This window comes from Microbispora sp. CL1-1, from assembly GCF_012034195.1.
Lineage (GTDB): Bacteria > Actinomycetota > Actinomycetes > Streptosporangiales > Streptosporangiaceae > Microbispora.
Genome location: NZ_JAATEK010000003.1, coordinates 347,976 through 362,493, shown reverse-complemented (window position 1 = coordinate 362,493; position 14,518 = coordinate 347,976). Strand labels below are relative to the sequence as shown.

Sequence of the window (14,518 nt, the reverse complement as noted above, 5' to 3'; positions counted from 1 at the left end):
GCCCTATCAGCTTCCGGTCTGTCCGCGCCATCGGTTTTATCGCGATCGGACGGCGCGCCTCCGCCTGTTCGGACGGCCGGACCGCTATGGTTGGCGCTCCTATGGCTGGACGTCTCGGGCGGGTCGGCCCCTACGCGCTGCTGGAGCGGCTGGGCCGGGGTGGCATGGGTGAGGTGTACCTCGCCGTCGGCCGCCGGGGCGACCGCGTCGCGCTGAAGATGCTGCGCGACCCTATCGAGAACGATCCCGACGCCCGATTACGGCTCGAACGCGAGGTGCGGGCGCTGCGCCGGGTCGAGAGCCCGTACGTCGCCCAGGTGCTCGACGCCGACCTGTCGGGTGACCGGCCGTACCTCGTCATGGACTACATCGAGGGGGAGAACCTCCTCGACGCCGTACGGCGGCACGGGCCGCTGCCCGAGTCTCGGCTCATCACGCTGGCGCAGGGCCTCGCGTCGGCTCTGGCGATCATCCACGCGGGCGGGATCGTGCATCGCGACGTCAAGCCGGCCAACGTCCTGCTGGGCGAGGACGGGCCGGTGCTGATCGACTTCGGCATCGCCCAGGTGCTCGACGCGACGCGGGTCACGATGACCGGCACGTTCCTCGGCACGCCCGGCTACTGCGCCCCCGAGGTCTTCGCCGAGGAGACCGTGGGGGCGCCCGCCGACGTGCACGGCTGGGCCGCCACGGTGGCGTTCGCCGCCACTGGACGGCCGACCTTCGGCCGGGGCACCGCCGAGTCGCAGATGTACGCGGTGCTGAACGGCAAGGCCGATCTGGTGGGGGTGCCTGCCGCGCTGCTGCCGCTCGTGCGCGCCGCCCTGCACCGCGACCCCGCCCGCCGCCCGACGGCCGCGCTGCTGGCCGACCGGCTGTCGCGGCTCGCACGGGTCGCCGGGGAGTCGTCCCGCGCGCCGGGCGAGCCGTCCGCCGCCGAGACCACCACGCGTACGGCGATGGAGGCGGCACGGGCCCGCGCCGCGTCCGACGCCAAGCCGGGCGCGAAGACGGGCACGAAACCGGACGCGAAGGCGGGGGTCAGGAAGGCGGCCAAACCGGAGGACAAGCCGGTCAGGAAGGGTGCCGAGACCACGGCGCGGGAGCCGGCGACGGCGGCCGAGCGGGCCGCCCGGCGCGGCGGCCCCGCCGCCCGGCCCCGGCGGGTGAAGGCGGCCACGGCACTCGCCACCGCGCCGGAGGGGGCGCCGGAAGGGGCGCTCGGCATCCCGACAGGGAACGCGGCCCTGGTGCTGGTCGCGCTGCTCGCCGTGCCGTGCGTGGTGGTGTCGGTGGTCTATCCGCTCGCGACCTTCGCGATCACGGCGGCCCTCGCGGTGGTGATCAGGGCGGTGTGGACCAGTCACTGGCTCGTACGGCGCCGCAAACCCGGCCGGGCCCGGGCCTGCCTGCGCGCGCTGGCGTTCCCGCTCACGCTGGCCGGTTCGGTGTTGTCGGCCGTCGCGTGGCCGGGGCTGCCCGCGGCCGCGGTGGCGTTCGCGGGGCTGTGGGCGATCTCCGGGGGACGTCTGGAGCCCGAGTGGTGGTCTCGGCCGGTGCCCGTGACGATCGCCGGGATCGCGTTCGGCGTCGTCAGCGGCGCGATCATCGGCCGGGAGATCGAGCGCGCGGGTGCGGCGATTCCCGGCCTGCGGAGGGAGGGCCTGCGCGCGCTCGCCGTCCTGGGCGGGTTCGTCGCGCTCTGCGCCGCCGCCGTCCGCGCCGTGGCGTTCTTCTTCTGACGGCTTCTGACAGCTTCTGACGGCCTTCCGACGACTGTGGAAGGCCCGCCGCGGTGCACACACGGCTCGTCCGGGCGGGCCTACCCGGCGCCCGCCCCGGTGCCTGTCCCTGGAGCCCGGGCTCCGGGCCCGGTCACGGTGGTCAGTTCTCGCGGCGGGCGAAGCGGTTGAAGATGCGCTCGCCGGCGTGGACCGCGCCCTCGGCGACGTCGCGCAACACGCCGATGAACGGGTCCTGCGACTGCGCCCACGACTCGCGGTAGGAGTTGGCCGCCGCCTTGATCTCGTCGGTGAGGCGGGCGTTGGCGTCGTCCTCGCGGCGGGGGTAGGTGCCGGCGATGATCCGGTCGTACTCTCCGCTGCGCCGCCAGCGGTCGAGCTCGGCGACGCGGCTCACCGCGAACGGGTGGGTCGTGCCGAGCATGTTGAGGACCTTGAGCAGGCCGTCGCGCACGTCGCCCGCGGTGTCGTACTCCCTGGCCTGGTCGAGGAACGCCTCGATGTTCATCTCGTGCAGGCGGGAGCCGCCGGCGAGCTTCATGAGCGCCCGCAGCGCGGCGTCGGGGTCCTGCCCGGCGAGCAGGCCGCCGCGGTCGGCGGACATCTCCGCCTTGCGCTGCCACTCCTCCAGGGCGGCGACGATGACCCGCAGGCCGATGTAGCCGAGCGGGATCCAGGCCACCCGGGTGGCCAGGCGGGTCAGGATCGCGAGCATCGTGCCGTACACGGCGTGGCCCGACAGGATGTGCGAGGTCTCGTGGCCGATGACGAAGCGCAGCTCCTCGTCGTCCATGAGGTCGAGCAGCCCGGTCGAGACGATGATGAACGGCTCGTCGAAACCGATCGCCATCGCGTACGCCTTCGGGTCCTGCTGCACGTAGATCTCGGGGATCCGGTGCAGGTCGAGGATGTAGGCGCTGTCGCGGCCCATGTCGTGCAGGGCGCGAAACTGGGTGTCGGTCGTGCGCACCGCGGAGGCCAGGAACATGAGGCGGAGCCGGCGCTCGCTGAACAGGCCGGACGTCCGCTTGAGCACCGCGTCGAATCCGGACAGCGACCGCATCGCGACGAGGGCGGAACGATCGGCGGGGTGTTCGTAGGCTCGCGAGCTGATGCCGGGCAGCTGCACGCGATTGCGATCGGGAGTGGTCATGTTCCGCATGCTATGTCTCACGGGCCGGACGCGCGCGGGCACAGCGGGGCGCCCGGGCCGTCACGGGAGGGCCGGTTTCCCGGTTGGTCCGGTAGGGGCGTTATCGTCCGTTCCATGCGTAACGGGACGGCGATCCGGCGACTGGGCGTGATGGGCGGGACCTTCGACCCGATCCACCACGGTCACCTGGTGGCGGCCAGCGAGGTGGCCCACCACTTCAACCTGGACGAGGTGGTGTTCGTCCCGACAGGTCAGCCCTGGCAGAAGGCCGAGCAGACCGTGTCCTCGTCCGAGGACCGCTATCTCATGACGGTGATCGCCACCGCGTCGAACCCGCGCTTCTCGGTCAGCCGGGTGGACATCGACCGGCCGGGCCCCACGTACACGATCGACACGCTGCGTGACATCTCCGCCGCGTACGGCCCGGACGTGGAGCTCTACTTCATCACCGGCGCCGACGCGCTCGCGCAGATCCTTAGCTGGCGCGACGCCGACGAGCTGTTCACGATCGCGCACTTCGTCGGCTGCACCCGGCCCGGCCACACGCTCCAGGACCCCGGCCTGCCGGCGGGCAAGGTCAGCCTGATCGAGATCCCGGCGCTGGCGATCTCCTCCTCCGAGTGCCGCGACCGGGTGGCCGCCGGGGAGCCCATCTGGTATCTCGTCCCCGACGGCATCGTGCAGTACATCAACAAGCGGCGCTTGTATCGCGATCCGGAGTCGTGACGGCCCGGCGCGGTCTCCGCCGGGCGTACGCCGCGGCGAGCGCGCCGGCGAACGCCGCGGCCCACAGCACCGGGCGGTAGGAGGTCAGGGCGAGGAGCCCGGCGCCGAGCGCCATCCCCACGGCGGTCGGGACGAACAGCACGGTGTTGGCGGTCGCCGAGACGGTGGCCAGCAGGTCGCGGGGTGCGATCCGCTGCACGGCGGTGAGGGCGGCGACCAGCACCCAGGGCAGCCCCAGCCCGGACAGCAGGCTCGCCGCCGCCACGACGGGCGTCGAGGGGAGGGCCCGCAGCGCCACCGAGGCGGCGTACAGGAGCCCTCCGGCGGCGGCCAGCCGCGCCTCGCCGGCCCGGCGCAGCAGCGGCCCCGCGATCATGCCGCCGAGCACCGTGCCGCCGCCCTGGATCGCGGACAGCACGCCGGTGAAGCCGGGCTCCTGGTGCAGGCCGTGATCGACGACGGCGAAGACGAGCGCCCCGTTGACGCCGGAGACCAGCATCAGCGCGGCCCCGGACAGCATGAGGCGGCCCAGGAGCGGGTCGCGGAACAGGAAGCGCGCCCCCTCCGCCGTCCGGGCCGCCCAGCCGCGCGTCACGCGGGCGCGTCGCACGGGGGCGGCCGGCAGGCGCAGCGTGCCGAGCAGCCACGCGCCGGCCGCGAACGTGGCCGCGTCGAGCGCGACCACCGCGTCGCCGCCCGCGACGGCGAACAGCCCGGCGCCCAGCAGCGGCGCGGCGAGGCGCGTGCCTTCCGACGCGCTCATGCGCAGCCCGTTGACCCCGGCCAGCAGGGTCTCCGGCACGGCGTCGGGCAGGACGGCCGCCTCCGCCGCGTCGAGCACGACGAAGCTCACGCCGTACAGCAGGAGCACCGCGAACACCAGCCAGACCTGCGCGGGGGAGCGGACCAGGAACAGCAGGCAGAGCGCCGCGCCCATCACGACGTTCGTCCAGACGAGCACGGGCCGGGCGCCGAGGACGTCGACCACCGCGCCGAGCGCGGGCCCGGCCACGCTTCCTGGACGCCGCCGGGCTGACCGAGCTGGCCGACGTACGGGTCCGGCGCGGAGGCAGGGAGCGCCGCTATCGGGCGGCGGGAGGCACGCCGCTGACCGAGCAGAGGGACGGCTTCCCGCTGCTCGCCGAGGCGCTGGCGCAGTCGCTGCGCGAGCGGGCCGGGCGGCGCCGCGCGGACGAGGAGGGGGTCACGGCCGACGCCGAGCTGTGGGTCGAGCCGGAGCTGTGGCACGACGTCCGCGGCAGGATCCTCGCCGCGATCGTGGACCTGCACGAGGGCGCGGTGGCCCCGCGCACACCGGGGACGATCCGGGTCGGCGCGACGGTCGCCGCCTTTCCCATGACGGAATCCACGGGCACCGAAGGACGTTGAACCCCTGATCCCGGGCATAACACCGGAATGACAGGGTGTGCCGGTAGGGTCTCCCCGGGAAAGCCGGTTGTACGGGGCACGCGGACTGTGCACCCTGGAATGACACTGTGCACCCTGGAAGAACCCGTCAACGGAGGACAGAACCGAATCGTGACAGCATCCGAGAGATCGATCCAGCTCGTGCGCGTGGCGGCCGAGGCAGCCGCGGAGAAGCTGGCCGACGACATCATCGCCTATGACGTGAGCGACCAGCTCGTCATCACCGACGCCTTCCTCCTCTGCTCCGCGTCCAACGACCGGCAGGTGCGCGCGGTCGTCGACGAGATCGAGGAGCGCCTGCGCGTGGAGGCCGACGCCAAACCCGTACGCCGCGAGGGGGAGCGGGAGGGCCGCTGGGTCCTGCTCGACTACCTCGACATCGTGGTGCACGTGCAGCACGAGGAGGACCGCAACTTCTACGCGCTGGAGCGCCTGTGGAAGGACTGCCCGTCCATCGAGCTGCCGGAGAGCGTCAAGCGGGTCGCCGCCCAGCGCGGGCACGGGGCGGCCCGGTGACGAACGCGATCATCGGAGCGGCGCGATGAGCCGCCGCGTCGTCTGCCTGCGGCACGGGCAGACGCTGTGGAACGTCGAGAAGCGCTTCCAGGGGCACACCGACATCGCACTGGACGAGACCGGCATCGCGCAGGCGGCCCGGGCGGCCTCCCTGCTCGCGGCCCTGCGGCCGACCATGCTCGTCTCCTCGGACCTGCGGCGCGCGTACGACACCGCCTCGGCCCTCGGCCGGCTCACCGGCCTCGACGTGTCGGTCGACAAGGACCTGCGCGAGCGCGGCGGCGGCGAGTGGGAGGGCCTGACCCGCGACGAGATCAGGGCGGGCTGGCCGGTCGAATACGAGGCGTGGGAGGCCCCGGGCGGCGAGGACGTGGGGCACGTCGCCGACCGGGTCGCCGACGCGATCGGGCGCTGGGCGGCCCGCCTCGACGACGACGGCCTGCTGGTCGTCGCCTCGCACGGCGCCGCGCTGCGGCTCGGCATCTGCCGGCTGCTCGGGCTGCCGCAGGAACTGTGGTCGGCGCTGGGCGGCCTCGGCAACTGCTCGTGGTCGGTGCTTGAAGAGGGCCGCCGGGGCTGGCGGCTGCTGGAGCACAACGCGGGCACGCTGCCCGAGCCGGTCAGCAGCGACGACAGCCCGGCCGCCACCGCGGACGGCTGAGACGCGTGTGACCGGTGACGATTAGGTAAACGGATGGGCATACCTATATGCTCTCCGAGCGCCGCGCCGGGAACACCCGGAGCGGTGGCAAGGGGCTATAGCGCAGCTGGTAGCGCACTTCCATGGCATGGAAGGGGTCTGGGGTTCGAATCCCCATAGCTCCACCCTTCATCCGGTGAGTTATCCGGCGGGCAGCGGGCTGCGGCGAGCGCCGCGTGGCGTGGACCAGGCCGCTTACGGCGCAGACCGGGACCAGCGCCGGATACCGCGGCACGGAGAACGCGAACCACAGCTCGCCCACGAGTGCCTCGCCCAGCGCCGCCGGCGAGGCGGCGGCGATCGACGTGCCGAGCGGCGCGCCCGCACCCGTCACCGTCGGCGTCGCCTGCAGCGTCTGAGGATCAGAGGCTCTTGAGATAGGCGAGCGACGGCATGAAGAAGTATTCGCCGCCCTTCATGGTCACGGTCTGGGGGACCTGGCGCTGCGGGGCGCTGAGCTTGGTGCTGTTCCACGCCTTCGGGTAGCGCACCTTGACGTCCCGCTTGCCCTGGCCGATCACGGGATCGTGGCCGGTGCCCTCGTCAGGGAAGCCGGGGTTGTCGGCCCAGGTCTGCTGGGTGAACTCGAACTGGCCCTGCAGGCTGGCGTTGAACGCCATGAACAGCAGGCCCACCCCGCCGGTCGGCCGGGCCGCCGGGGGCGCGTCGTCCCACGGCGTGTCGGTGCGCCTGCCGTACGTCTGGCCGCGCCGGGCCATCATCACGCCGAGCGTGCGCTCCAGGCCGCCGTCCCGGGAGTCACGGGGGTTTGCCTTGCGGATGTGCGCGCCGACCGGGCACTTGGCGCCGGGGTCGTCGCGGTAGCTGAAGTCGTTCTGCACAGGGTGGCCCTCGGAGCTGGGCCTGCCGTGCAGCCGCAGCGGCGTGCCGTTGCGGAACCGGCCGACCAGCATCGCGCCCGCGAGCGGCCGGTCGTCTCCCTTCAGGCCGAGCGCGTCGGCGAGGGCCTCCTCGGCCTCGCGGAACGCGCGGACGTTCTGCTCCAGCTTGCGCAGCACGAGGTAGCTGCCGAAGTGGCGGGCCGGGCGGGGAGCGAGGGGATCGGGGACGAGCACGTGGCTCAGCGGGAAGAAGGGATTCCAGTTGGCGCCGGACTCGGCGGCCACCTGGTCGGCGAGGAACAGCGGCTGGCTGCGGCCGTCCACGTAGCCGAAGTGCTCGATGCCCCGCCCCTGCGCGTCGCGCAGGCCCTCGCCCTTCTCCTCGCCGACGATCTTCGCGGTCTTCGGCAGCAGCGCGAGGACACGCTTGCGGGTGGCGGCGACCGGCTCGGGCGCGGCGTCGCCGATCAGCACGATCGCGTGGATCTCCTCCTGGTAGTGCTGCTCCCAGGCGCTCACCGCCGGGTCGTTCAACGTGTCCTTGCGCCGCTTCATCCCCGATTTGAACGCGTTGTCGGTGAATCGGGTGGTCGAGTGGCCCAGTTTCAGATAGCCGATTTTGCTGATGCCGACGCCCACGTACGGCGTGCCGGGTTTCTTCGTGCGGTTGAACGCGCGGACCTCCTCCAGGTGCTTCCTGGCCGATTTCATGAGCGGCGCCAGGGAGCGCAGGAAGCGCCTGCCGTCCGGGCCGTCGCCGAAGTGCACGAGGAGCAGGGACATGCTCTCCCGCACGTGCGCCTGGAGGATGTTCGGCTGCAGGTTGTCGAGCATGACCTTGGTGTCGGCGTCGAGTTTCGCCGAATCCCAGGCGAGCGGTTTGGCGTTGGACAGGTCGACAGGCATGTCGAATCCTTCCCCGTAGTGGAAATGTCGGGCCCCCACCCGATAAGAGCCATCATTCACGGAAAATGTTCTACGTAAAGGGAAATTCGCCAGGCGACGCCGGATACGTACACGGCTCCTGTCTCGCGCGTGCTCGGCCGGGCAGGCCTATTTCGCACCATCGGGGTAGTCGAGCGGTCATGACGAAGAGACGGCCTGTCGGCGTTGAAGAAGAGTTCCTTGTCGTCGATCTCGAGACCCGGCGGCTGACGCCGGTGGCGGAGTCGATGCTGGAGCGGCTGCCGGACGCGGGGTTCGCGGCCGAGCTGCAGCGCTCGGTGGTGGAGACCAACAGCACCCCGATGGAGGACCTGAGCGACGTGCGGGCCGAGATCGTGCGGCTGCGCCAGGGGCTCGTGTCCGCCGGTGAGCCGCTGGGGGTGGGCGTGATCGCCTCCGGCAGCACTCCGATCACCGGCATCGAGGGCTACACGTTCACGCCCGGGGAGCGCTACGAGTACCTGCAGGAGTCCTACCGGTTCCTCGCCCAGGAGCAGCTCATCTGCGGGGCGCAGGTGCACGTGGAGATCGACGACAGGGACGTGGCGGTGCTCGCCGCCCAGCGCGTGGAGGCGTGGCTCCCTCCGCTGCTCGCGCTCAGCGCCAGCTCGCCCTACTGGATGGACGAGGACAGCGGATATGCCAGCAGCCGCGCGCTGACCTGGCAGCGCTGGCCGACCGCGGGCCCGCTCGGGCCGTTCGCCGACGCCGCCGACTATGACAGGACGGCCGATGACCTGGTGGCCTCCGGCGTCATCGAGGACCGCGGCATGGTCTATTTCGACCTGCGGCTCAGCGCCCACGTGCCGACGGTGGAGATGCGCATCTGCGACTCCTGCCCGCTCGCGGACGACGTGGTGCTGCTCGCGGGTCTCTTCCGCGCCCTCATGACGAGGGAGACCGAGGCCGTGGAGCGGGGTGAGCCGCCGGCCGGCGAGCAGCGCCTTGCGCTGCTGCGGGCGGCCAACTGGCGGGCGGCCCGCGACGGGCTGGAGGGCGACCTGCTGTCGCCGGTGACGAGCAGGCCCGAACCGGCCCCGCGGCTCATCACGTGGATGCTGGAGGAGCTGCGGCCGACCCTGGAGGAGCTGGGCGACTGGGAGATCGTCTCGGAGCTCGCCGACGCGGCGCTGCGCCGGGGCAGCTCCGCCTCGCGCCAGCGGGGGGCGTACGCGGTCAAGGGGAAGCCCGAGGACGCGGTCGACCTGCTCCTCGCCGAGACCCGACGGCGCTAGGCGGCGCCGGGAGGCCGTGCGGCGGGGCGGGCGCGGGGGCCGATACCCTACTGGCCATGTCTGTGATCCCCGCCCCGAGCGCGGCATGAACGGCGCCTACTCGGGCTGGCTGATCGGCGCCGCCCTGGTGCTCGCACTGGTCAGCGTGATCACCGCCGTACGGAACCGGCCGATGGGGCCGGTGCTGCTGGCCGGGCTCGGGCTGCTCGAACTCGCCGTGCTCGCGCAGGCGGCCTTCGCGCTCGCCGATCTCGGCCACGTGACGGAGAAGGCGACCTTCATCGGCTACCTGCTGGGCACCGTGGTGATCCCGCCCGCCGCCATGTGGTGGGGCCGGGCGGAGCGCACCCGCTGGGGCCCCGGGGTCATCACCGTGGCCGCCTTCACCGTCGCCGTCATGACCGGGCGGCTGCTGCAGATCTGGAACGCGGGCGCATGAGTGCTCATTCCGGGCAGGACCGGGGCGGCGAGGCCGTACGCTCCGGGCCGGGACGCGTGCTCGTCGCCGTTTACGGCATCTTCGCGCTGGCCGCGACCTCACGCGCCGCCGTGCAGATCGCCACGAGATTCGCCGAGGCGCCGCTGGCGTACGTGCTGTCGGCGTTCGCCGGGGTGGTCTACATCGTGCTCACGGTGGCGCTGGCCCGCGGCGCACGGCGCGTCGCGGTCGCCGCCTGCGTGGTCGAGCTGGCCGGGGTGCTGGTCGTCGGCACGCTGAGCCTGGCCGACTCCGCCGCGTTTCCGCAGGCCACCGTGTGGTCCGGGTACGGCAGTGGCTACGGCTTCGTGCCGCTCGCGCTGCCCGTGATCGGCCTGCTGTGGCTGCTGCGCGGCGTGCGGCGTTCGTAGAACTTCTCCCAGGCTGGAACAAATGAGAGCGATGAGGGCTTTGGTATGGTGTCAATCGTAGGATGACCGGATGAGGGGAGATGTTGCGGCGATGAGTGCCGTCGTGACGCGGAGGGGCGTGCTCGCGTTGCGAGCACACGGCGGATCGATGGCGTGGCTGATCGCCGGGGGCATCGCCCTCGCCGCGTTGAACCTGCGTACCGCGGTGACCAGCGTGGGGACCGTGCTCGACCAGGTGAGCGCGGGGCTGGGCCTGTCGGCGGCGATGACCGGGCTGCTCACCACCCTGCCGGTGATGAGCTTCGCCCTGTTCGGCGCGCTGACGCCGGCCATGTCGCGCAGGATGGGGGAGCAGCGGCTGCTGCTCGGGGCGATCGTCCTGCTCGCGGCGGGCCAGGCCGCGCGCGCCCTCGCCGACTCCGCCGTGCCGTTCATGGCGGCCAGCGCCGTCGCGCTGGCGGGCGGCGCGGTCGGCAACGTCGTCATCCCCGCGCTGATCAAGAGGCACTTCCCCCGGCGGGCGGGGGCGATGACCACCGTCTACTCGACGGCCCTCGCGGCCGGGACGATGGTCGCCGCCGCCGCGACCGTTCCCGTGCAGCAGGCCGCGGGAGGCAACTGGCACGTGGCACTCGGGGTGTGGGCGGCTCTGGCCGCCGTGGCCGCGATTCCGTGGCTCGCGCTCAGGCGCGGTGAGCCGGAGCGGCGCGACACATCCGTGAGGGCCGGAGCCGACGGCCTCCTGCGCAGCAGGCTCGCCTGGGCCGTGGCCGGATATTTCGGCTCGCAGTCGCTCATCGCGTACGTGATGTTCGGCTGGCTGCCCCTGCTGCTGCGGGACAACGGCTACACCGCCGGGGAGGCCGGCCTGGTCCTCGCCGTGTTCACCGGGCTCGGGATCCCCGTCTCCATGGCGGTGCCCGCCCTGGCGACCCGGTTGTCCGGCCAGCGCCCGCTGGTGATCGCCTTCTCGGTCCTGTACGCGGCCGGCTTCGCGGGCCTGCTCACCGGGCACGCGCTGTGGGCGTGGTCGATCCTCGTGGCCGTCGGCGGGGGCACCTTCCCGCTCGCGCTGGCGATGCTGGCCATGCGGACCCGCACGCCGGCGGGCACCGCCGCGCTGTCGGCCTTCGGGCAGAGCGCCGGATATCTCATCGCCGGCGCGGGACCGATCACGTTCGGCCTGCTCCACCAGGTGAGCGGCGGGTGGGCGCTGCCGTTCGTGCTGCTGTTCGCGGCGCTCGCCGTACAGGTGGTGACCGGCTGGTACGCGGCGGCCGACCGCACCCTCGAAGACGAGACCCCGCCCGTGCCCGCCGGGGGCCGGGACGACCACGTCTCGCGGGGCGTGCGCGACCTGGTCACGGGACAGGCGCGCCGGCCGGCCGGCAAGGCGCGGCACGCGCGGACGGGCGACGGGGGCAAGGCGGCCCGGCCACGGCTGGCCCGCCCGGCCGGGCGGCACGAGGGGCGCCGCAGGTCGCCCTGCCCCTGAGGCCGCCGGGTTTACCTCCATCTCTCAGGGCAGGCGTAGTGCGGCAACCCACGAGAGAAGGAGAAGGCATGAGCTCGATCGAGCAGTCAGTCGACGTGAATGTCCCGATCCACACGGCGTACAACCAGTGGACGCAGTTCGAGAGCTTCCCGGAGTTCATGGAGGGCGTGGAGTCGGTCAAGCAGATCGGCGACACGCGCACCGACTGGGTCGTCGAGATCGCGGGCGTCCGCCGCGAGTTCGAGGCGGAGATCACCGAGCAGCACCCCGACGAGAGGGTGGCCTGGCGCTCGGTGGACACGCCGCGGCAGGCCGGCGTCGTGACCTTCCACCGGATCGGCGGCGACACGACGCGCGTCACGCTGCAGATGGAGTACGACCCCGAGGGCTTCCTGGAGAAGGCGGCCGACGCCCTGCAGATCGTCCGCATGCGGGTCAAGGGCGACCTGGAGCGTTTCAAGACGTTCATCGAGACGCGCGGCGGCGAGACCGGCGGCTGGCGCGGCGAGGTCCCCGGCCCGCACCAGCAGGACGACACGGGCCGCGCTCCCGGCGCCGGCGGCACGGGTTATGACATCGGCGAGCCGATGCCGCCCCGCACCGTGAACCCCGAGTATCCGCGCGAGACGCCGCTGCCGCCGCCCGGCACCGGCCCGGTCCCGCCCGCTCCCGGCACGGGCCCCGCTCCCGGCACCGGTCCGGTGCCGCCGCGGGACACGCCCGGTCCGGTGATCTGATCCGATGCAGTCAGGCCCGTCTCCCGAAAGGAGACGGGCCTGTTATTTCCGAGAAATCGGAAATTTATTTTGTCCTGATATGATGGACGGGATGTATTGTAGCCTCACGGGCGTATCCGGCAATCTCAACGAAAGGCATATCGCCCGTGTGTTACGAGCCCGACGCCGTGCCGCCCGTCTGCGGTTCTCCGATCACGACCGTCACGTCCGAACGCATCGTGCTGACCTCGGCCGACGGCGCGAACTTCGCGGCCTTCCTGTCCCGTCCCGGCCGGGTATCCGGCTCCGCGGTGCTCGTCCTGCCGGACAATCGCGGTTTGTCGGGGTTCTACGAGCGCCTCACCGAACGGCTCGCCGAGCAGGGCCACACCGCGCTCGCCATCGACTATTTCGGGCGTACGGCCGGGACCGATCCGAGGCCCGATGACTTCCCCTTCATGGAGCACCTGGGCAAGGCGCACCGGGACGGGCTGTTCGCCGACATCGCCGCCGGCGCCGCGCACCTGCGGGCCGAAGGAGGTGAGGACGTGGTGTCCCTCGGCTTCTGCTTCGGCGGGAGGCTCGCGTTCATGACGGCCAGGCCCGCCTTCGGATTCGCCGGGGTGATCGGTCTCTACGGATATCCGGACGTGCTCTTCGGCAACCCCGGCCCCACCCAGACGGCGGGCGAGCTGCGCGGGCCGATCCTGGGCCTGTTCGGCGGCGCGGACGAGGGCATCTCCGCCGAGGTGGTGAGCGCGTTCGATGAGGCGCTGGAGGGCGCCGGGGTGGCGCACGAGTTCGTCACCTATCCGGGAGCGCCGCACAGCTTCTTCGAGCTGGGCCGCCCGGAGCTCGCGGAGGCCTGCGCCGACGCCTGGTCGCGCATCCTCGGCTTCGTGAAGCGGACAGCCCGAGGCGACCTGACCTCGCCTCGGGCTGCCACGATGTAAGACTAAGCCTTCCGCGTCCCGTCACGCGCACCGGCACCCCCGAAAGTGCCCAAATGGTGATGCGGACGGCCGTGCGGACACGTTACGGTGCCCGCGTGACATTGATCGTCTCTCCACCTCCCGCCCGCTAGCGGGCGGCGCCATCCGGTGAGCCGGGCCTGGGCGGCCCGGCCGGTGGCCCCTGCCCGCCTGCGGGAATCGGGCCCACCTCACTGGAGAGACGTCGATGAACCATGCTCCAGCCCTGTCCGTACGGCAGGGCCTTGTCTACGTGTCCACCGCCGCGGTCGCTTGGGGAACCGGGGGAGCGGCGGGGGCGCTGCTGCACGGTGCGGGACAGCTGAGTCCCGTCGCCGTGTCGTTCTGGCGCTTCGCCTGCGGCGCGGTGCTCCTGCTCGCCGTCGCCCGCAGCCGGCCCTCCTGGCGGGTGGTGCTGCTCGTCGGCCCGGCGATGGCGGTGTGCCAGGCGGCCTACTTCGCGGCCATCGCCGAGGCCGGTGTCGCGGTCGCCACCATGATCACGATGGGCGCGGCTCCGCTCCTGGTGGCGGCCGGCGGCCGGATCTTCCTGGGCGAACGGCTGGGCCGCACCGGCCTCGGGTGCGCCGCGCTCGCCGTCGCGGGTCTCGCCATGCTCACGGGCGGCGCGCAGACCGTCACCCCGGCGGGAGCCGGCTACTCGCTGCTGTCTGCGGCGGCCTACTGCTGCGTCACCCTCACGACCCGCCGGATGCCCGCCGACGGCGTGGCAGTGTGGGGGTTCGCCGGGGGCGCGGCCTGCCTGCTGCCGCTCGCCGCGTCCGGAGGGCTGCTGCCCGCCGGGCACACCGTGACCAGCATGGTGACCAGCGTGCTGCTGCTCGGCTATCTGGCGGCCGTGCCGACGGCCCTCGCGTACGGGCTGTTCTTCGCGGGGCTGCGCGTCGTCGGCGGCACCACGGCGGCGGTCCTCTCCCTGCTCGAACCACTCGTCGCCGCCGTCATCGGCATCGTGCTGCTGGGGGAGCGGATGTCCGCCGTACAGGTGGGCGGGGCGATGGTGCTCCTGTGCGCCCTCGCCTGGCTCGCCAGGGGGGAACTTCGTGACGCTCCGCACCAACACAAGGGGAGCGGGAGCTGTTAGCGATACCATGAGCTGGGCACGTGCGCACACGTGGTCGCCAGGCGGAACGTTCCTCACCGGGCTCGTGACGCACAGTGATCACCGTTGTGGTGGCG

Annotated in this window: 16 protein-coding genes and 1 tRNA gene; 13 read left to right on the top strand and 4 right to left on the bottom strand. The window is 72.5% G+C overall.

Going from position 1 to position 14,518, the window contains the following annotated elements:
- Positions 1–101 precede the first annotated feature (101 nt).
- Positions 102–1,742 (top strand): serine/threonine-protein kinase, encoded by a 1,641-nt coding sequence (locus HCK04_RS05915; RefSeq protein WP_142645838.1) that lies wholly within the window; start codon positions 102–104, stop codon positions 1,740–1,742.
- 142 nt (positions 1,743–1,884) lie between these two features.
- On the opposite strand, the gene HCK04_RS05910 is transcribed toward HCK04_RS05915, so the two are convergent.
- Entirely contained in the window at positions 1,885–2,904 is a 1,020-nt protein-coding gene (locus HCK04_RS05910; RefSeq protein ID WP_142645837.1) for a M48 family metallopeptidase, read from the bottom strand.
- A 105-nt stretch (positions 2,905–3,009) separates the two neighbouring features.
- On the opposite strand from HCK04_RS05910, the gene nadD reads away from it, so the two are divergent.
- On the top strand, positions 3,010–3,621 hold the full coding sequence (nadD, locus tag HCK04_RS05905; RefSeq protein WP_185948925.1) for a nicotinate-nucleotide adenylyltransferase: 612 nt from the start codon (positions 3,010–3,012) through the stop codon (positions 3,619–3,621).
- On the opposite strand, the gene HCK04_RS05900 is transcribed toward nadD, so the two are convergent.
- Positions 3,584–4,633 (bottom strand): MFS transporter, encoded by a 1,050-nt coding sequence (locus tag HCK04_RS05900; RefSeq protein ID WP_142645835.1) that lies wholly within the window; start codon positions 4,631–4,633, stop codon positions 3,584–3,586. The two genes, nadD and HCK04_RS05900, sit on opposite strands and share 38 nt — an antisense overlap.
- A 70-nt stretch (positions 4,634–4,703) precedes the next feature.
- Positions 4,704–4,979 (bottom strand): hypothetical protein, encoded by a 276-nt coding sequence (locus HCK04_RS05895; protein ID WP_142645834.1) that lies wholly within the window; start codon positions 4,977–4,979, stop codon positions 4,704–4,706.
- Positions 4,980–5,160: 181 nt separating this feature from the next.
- Between HCK04_RS05895 and rsfS the strand changes: the two genes are divergently transcribed.
- From rsfS to HCK04_RS05875, 4 genes are all read left to right on the top strand, one after another.
- A complete protein-coding gene (gene rsfS, locus HCK04_RS05890; RefSeq protein ID WP_142645833.1) occupies positions 5,161–5,565 on the top strand; it encodes a ribosome silencing factor in 405 nt (134 codons plus the stop codon).
- Between the two features lie 25 nt (positions 5,566–5,590).
- Complete coding sequence (locus HCK04_RS05885) at positions 5,591–6,226, top strand: histidine phosphatase family protein (RefSeq protein ID WP_142645832.1); 636 nt, start codon at positions 5,591–5,593, stop codon at positions 6,224–6,226.
- Between the two features lie 91 nt (positions 6,227–6,317).
- Positions 6,318–6,390 (top strand) — tRNA-Ala (locus HCK04_RS05880).
- A 51-nt stretch (positions 6,391–6,441) separates the two neighbouring features.
- Positions 6,442–6,624: a hypothetical protein gene (locus HCK04_RS05875; RefSeq protein ID WP_142645831.1), complete on the top strand. Its 183-nt coding sequence runs from the start codon at positions 6,442–6,444 to the stop codon at positions 6,622–6,624.
- 3 nt (positions 6,625–6,627) lie between these two features.
- Here HCK04_RS05875 and HCK04_RS05870 read toward each other — a convergent pair whose 3' ends face one another.
- On the bottom strand, positions 6,628–8,013 hold the full coding sequence (locus tag HCK04_RS05870) for a peroxidase (protein WP_142645830.1): 1,386 nt from the start codon (positions 8,011–8,013) through the stop codon (positions 6,628–6,630).
- A 179-nt stretch (positions 8,014–8,192) separates the two neighbouring features.
- Between HCK04_RS05870 and HCK04_RS05865 the strand changes: the two genes are divergently transcribed.
- From HCK04_RS05865 to HCK04_RS05835, 7 genes are all read left to right on the top strand, one after another.
- Positions 8,193–9,287: a glutamate--cysteine ligase gene (locus HCK04_RS05865; protein ID WP_142645829.1), complete on the top strand. Its 1,095-nt coding sequence runs from the start codon at positions 8,193–8,195 to the stop codon at positions 9,285–9,287.
- An 85-nt stretch (positions 9,288–9,372) separates the two neighbouring features.
- Positions 9,373–9,726, top strand: coding sequence for a hypothetical protein (locus HCK04_RS05860; RefSeq protein ID WP_142645828.1), 354 nt, complete (start codon positions 9,373–9,375; stop codon positions 9,724–9,726).
- Entirely contained in the window at positions 9,723–10,136 is a 414-nt protein-coding gene (locus HCK04_RS05855) for a hypothetical protein (RefSeq protein WP_142645827.1), read from the top strand. The genes HCK04_RS05860 and HCK04_RS05855 overlap by 4 nt, the downstream gene beginning before the upstream one ends.
- A gap of 91 nt (positions 10,137–10,227) precedes the next feature.
- Positions 10,228–11,631 carry an MFS transporter gene (locus tag HCK04_RS05850; RefSeq protein WP_142645826.1) on the top strand — a complete coding sequence of 468 codons (1,404 nt, stop codon included), beginning with the start codon at positions 10,228–10,230 and terminating at the stop codon, positions 11,629–11,631.
- A gap of 68 nt (positions 11,632–11,699) precedes the next feature.
- Positions 11,700–12,368 carry an SRPBCC family protein gene (locus tag HCK04_RS05845; protein ID WP_142645825.1) on the top strand — a complete coding sequence of 223 codons (669 nt, stop codon included), beginning with the start codon at positions 11,700–11,702 and terminating at the stop codon, positions 12,366–12,368.
- 146 nt (positions 12,369–12,514) lie between these two features.
- On the top strand, positions 12,515–13,300 hold the full coding sequence (locus HCK04_RS05840; protein ID WP_142645824.1) for a dienelactone hydrolase family protein: 786 nt from the start codon (positions 12,515–12,517) through the stop codon (positions 13,298–13,300).
- 226 nt (positions 13,301–13,526) lie between these two features.
- Entirely contained in the window at positions 13,527–14,423 is an 897-nt protein-coding gene (locus HCK04_RS05835) for an EamA family transporter (RefSeq protein ID WP_142645823.1), read from the top strand.
- The last annotated feature ends 95 nt before the right edge of the window (positions 14,424–14,518 follow it).

Bases quoted from the DNA above. Each gene is read 5' to 3' on its own strand.
- HCK04_RS05895 (WP_142645834.1), bottom strand. From the start codon at position 4,979: ATGGGAAAGGCGGCGACCGTCGCGCCGACCCGGATCGTCCCCGGTGTG.
- nadD (WP_185948925.1), top strand. From the start codon at position 3,010: ATGCGTAACGGGACGGCGATCCGGCGACTGGGCGTGATGGGCGGGACC.
- HCK04_RS05870 (WP_142645830.1), bottom strand. From the start codon at position 8,013: ATGCCTGTCGACCTGTCCAACGCCAAACCGCTCGCCTGGGATTCGGCG.
- HCK04_RS05910 (WP_142645837.1), bottom strand. From the start codon at position 2,904: ATGCGGAACATGACCACTCCCGATCGCAATCGCGTGCAGCTGCCCGGC.
- HCK04_RS05835 (WP_142645823.1), top strand. From the start codon at position 13,527: ATGAACCATGCTCCAGCCCTGTCCGTACGGCAGGGCCTTGTCTACGTG.
- HCK04_RS05855 (WP_142645827.1), top strand. From the start codon at position 9,723: ATGAGTGCTCATTCCGGGCAGGACCGGGGCGGCGAGGCCGTACGCTCC.
- HCK04_RS05850 (WP_142645826.1), top strand. From the start codon at position 10,228: ATGAGTGCCGTCGTGACGCGGAGGGGCGTGCTCGCGTTGCGAGCACAC.
- HCK04_RS05885 (WP_142645832.1), top strand. From the start codon at position 5,591: ATGAGCCGCCGCGTCGTCTGCCTGCGGCACGGGCAGACGCTGTGGAAC.
- HCK04_RS05865 (WP_142645829.1), top strand. From the start codon at position 8,193: ATGACGAAGAGACGGCCTGTCGGCGTTGAAGAAGAGTTCCTTGTCGTC.
- HCK04_RS05915 (WP_142645838.1), top strand. From the start codon at position 102: ATGGCTGGACGTCTCGGGCGGGTCGGCCCCTACGCGCTGCTGGAGCGG.
- HCK04_RS05860 (WP_142645828.1), top strand. From the start codon at position 9,373: ATGAACGGCGCCTACTCGGGCTGGCTGATCGGCGCCGCCCTGGTGCTC.
- HCK04_RS05845 (WP_142645825.1), top strand. From the start codon at position 11,700: ATGAGCTCGATCGAGCAGTCAGTCGACGTGAATGTCCCGATCCACACG.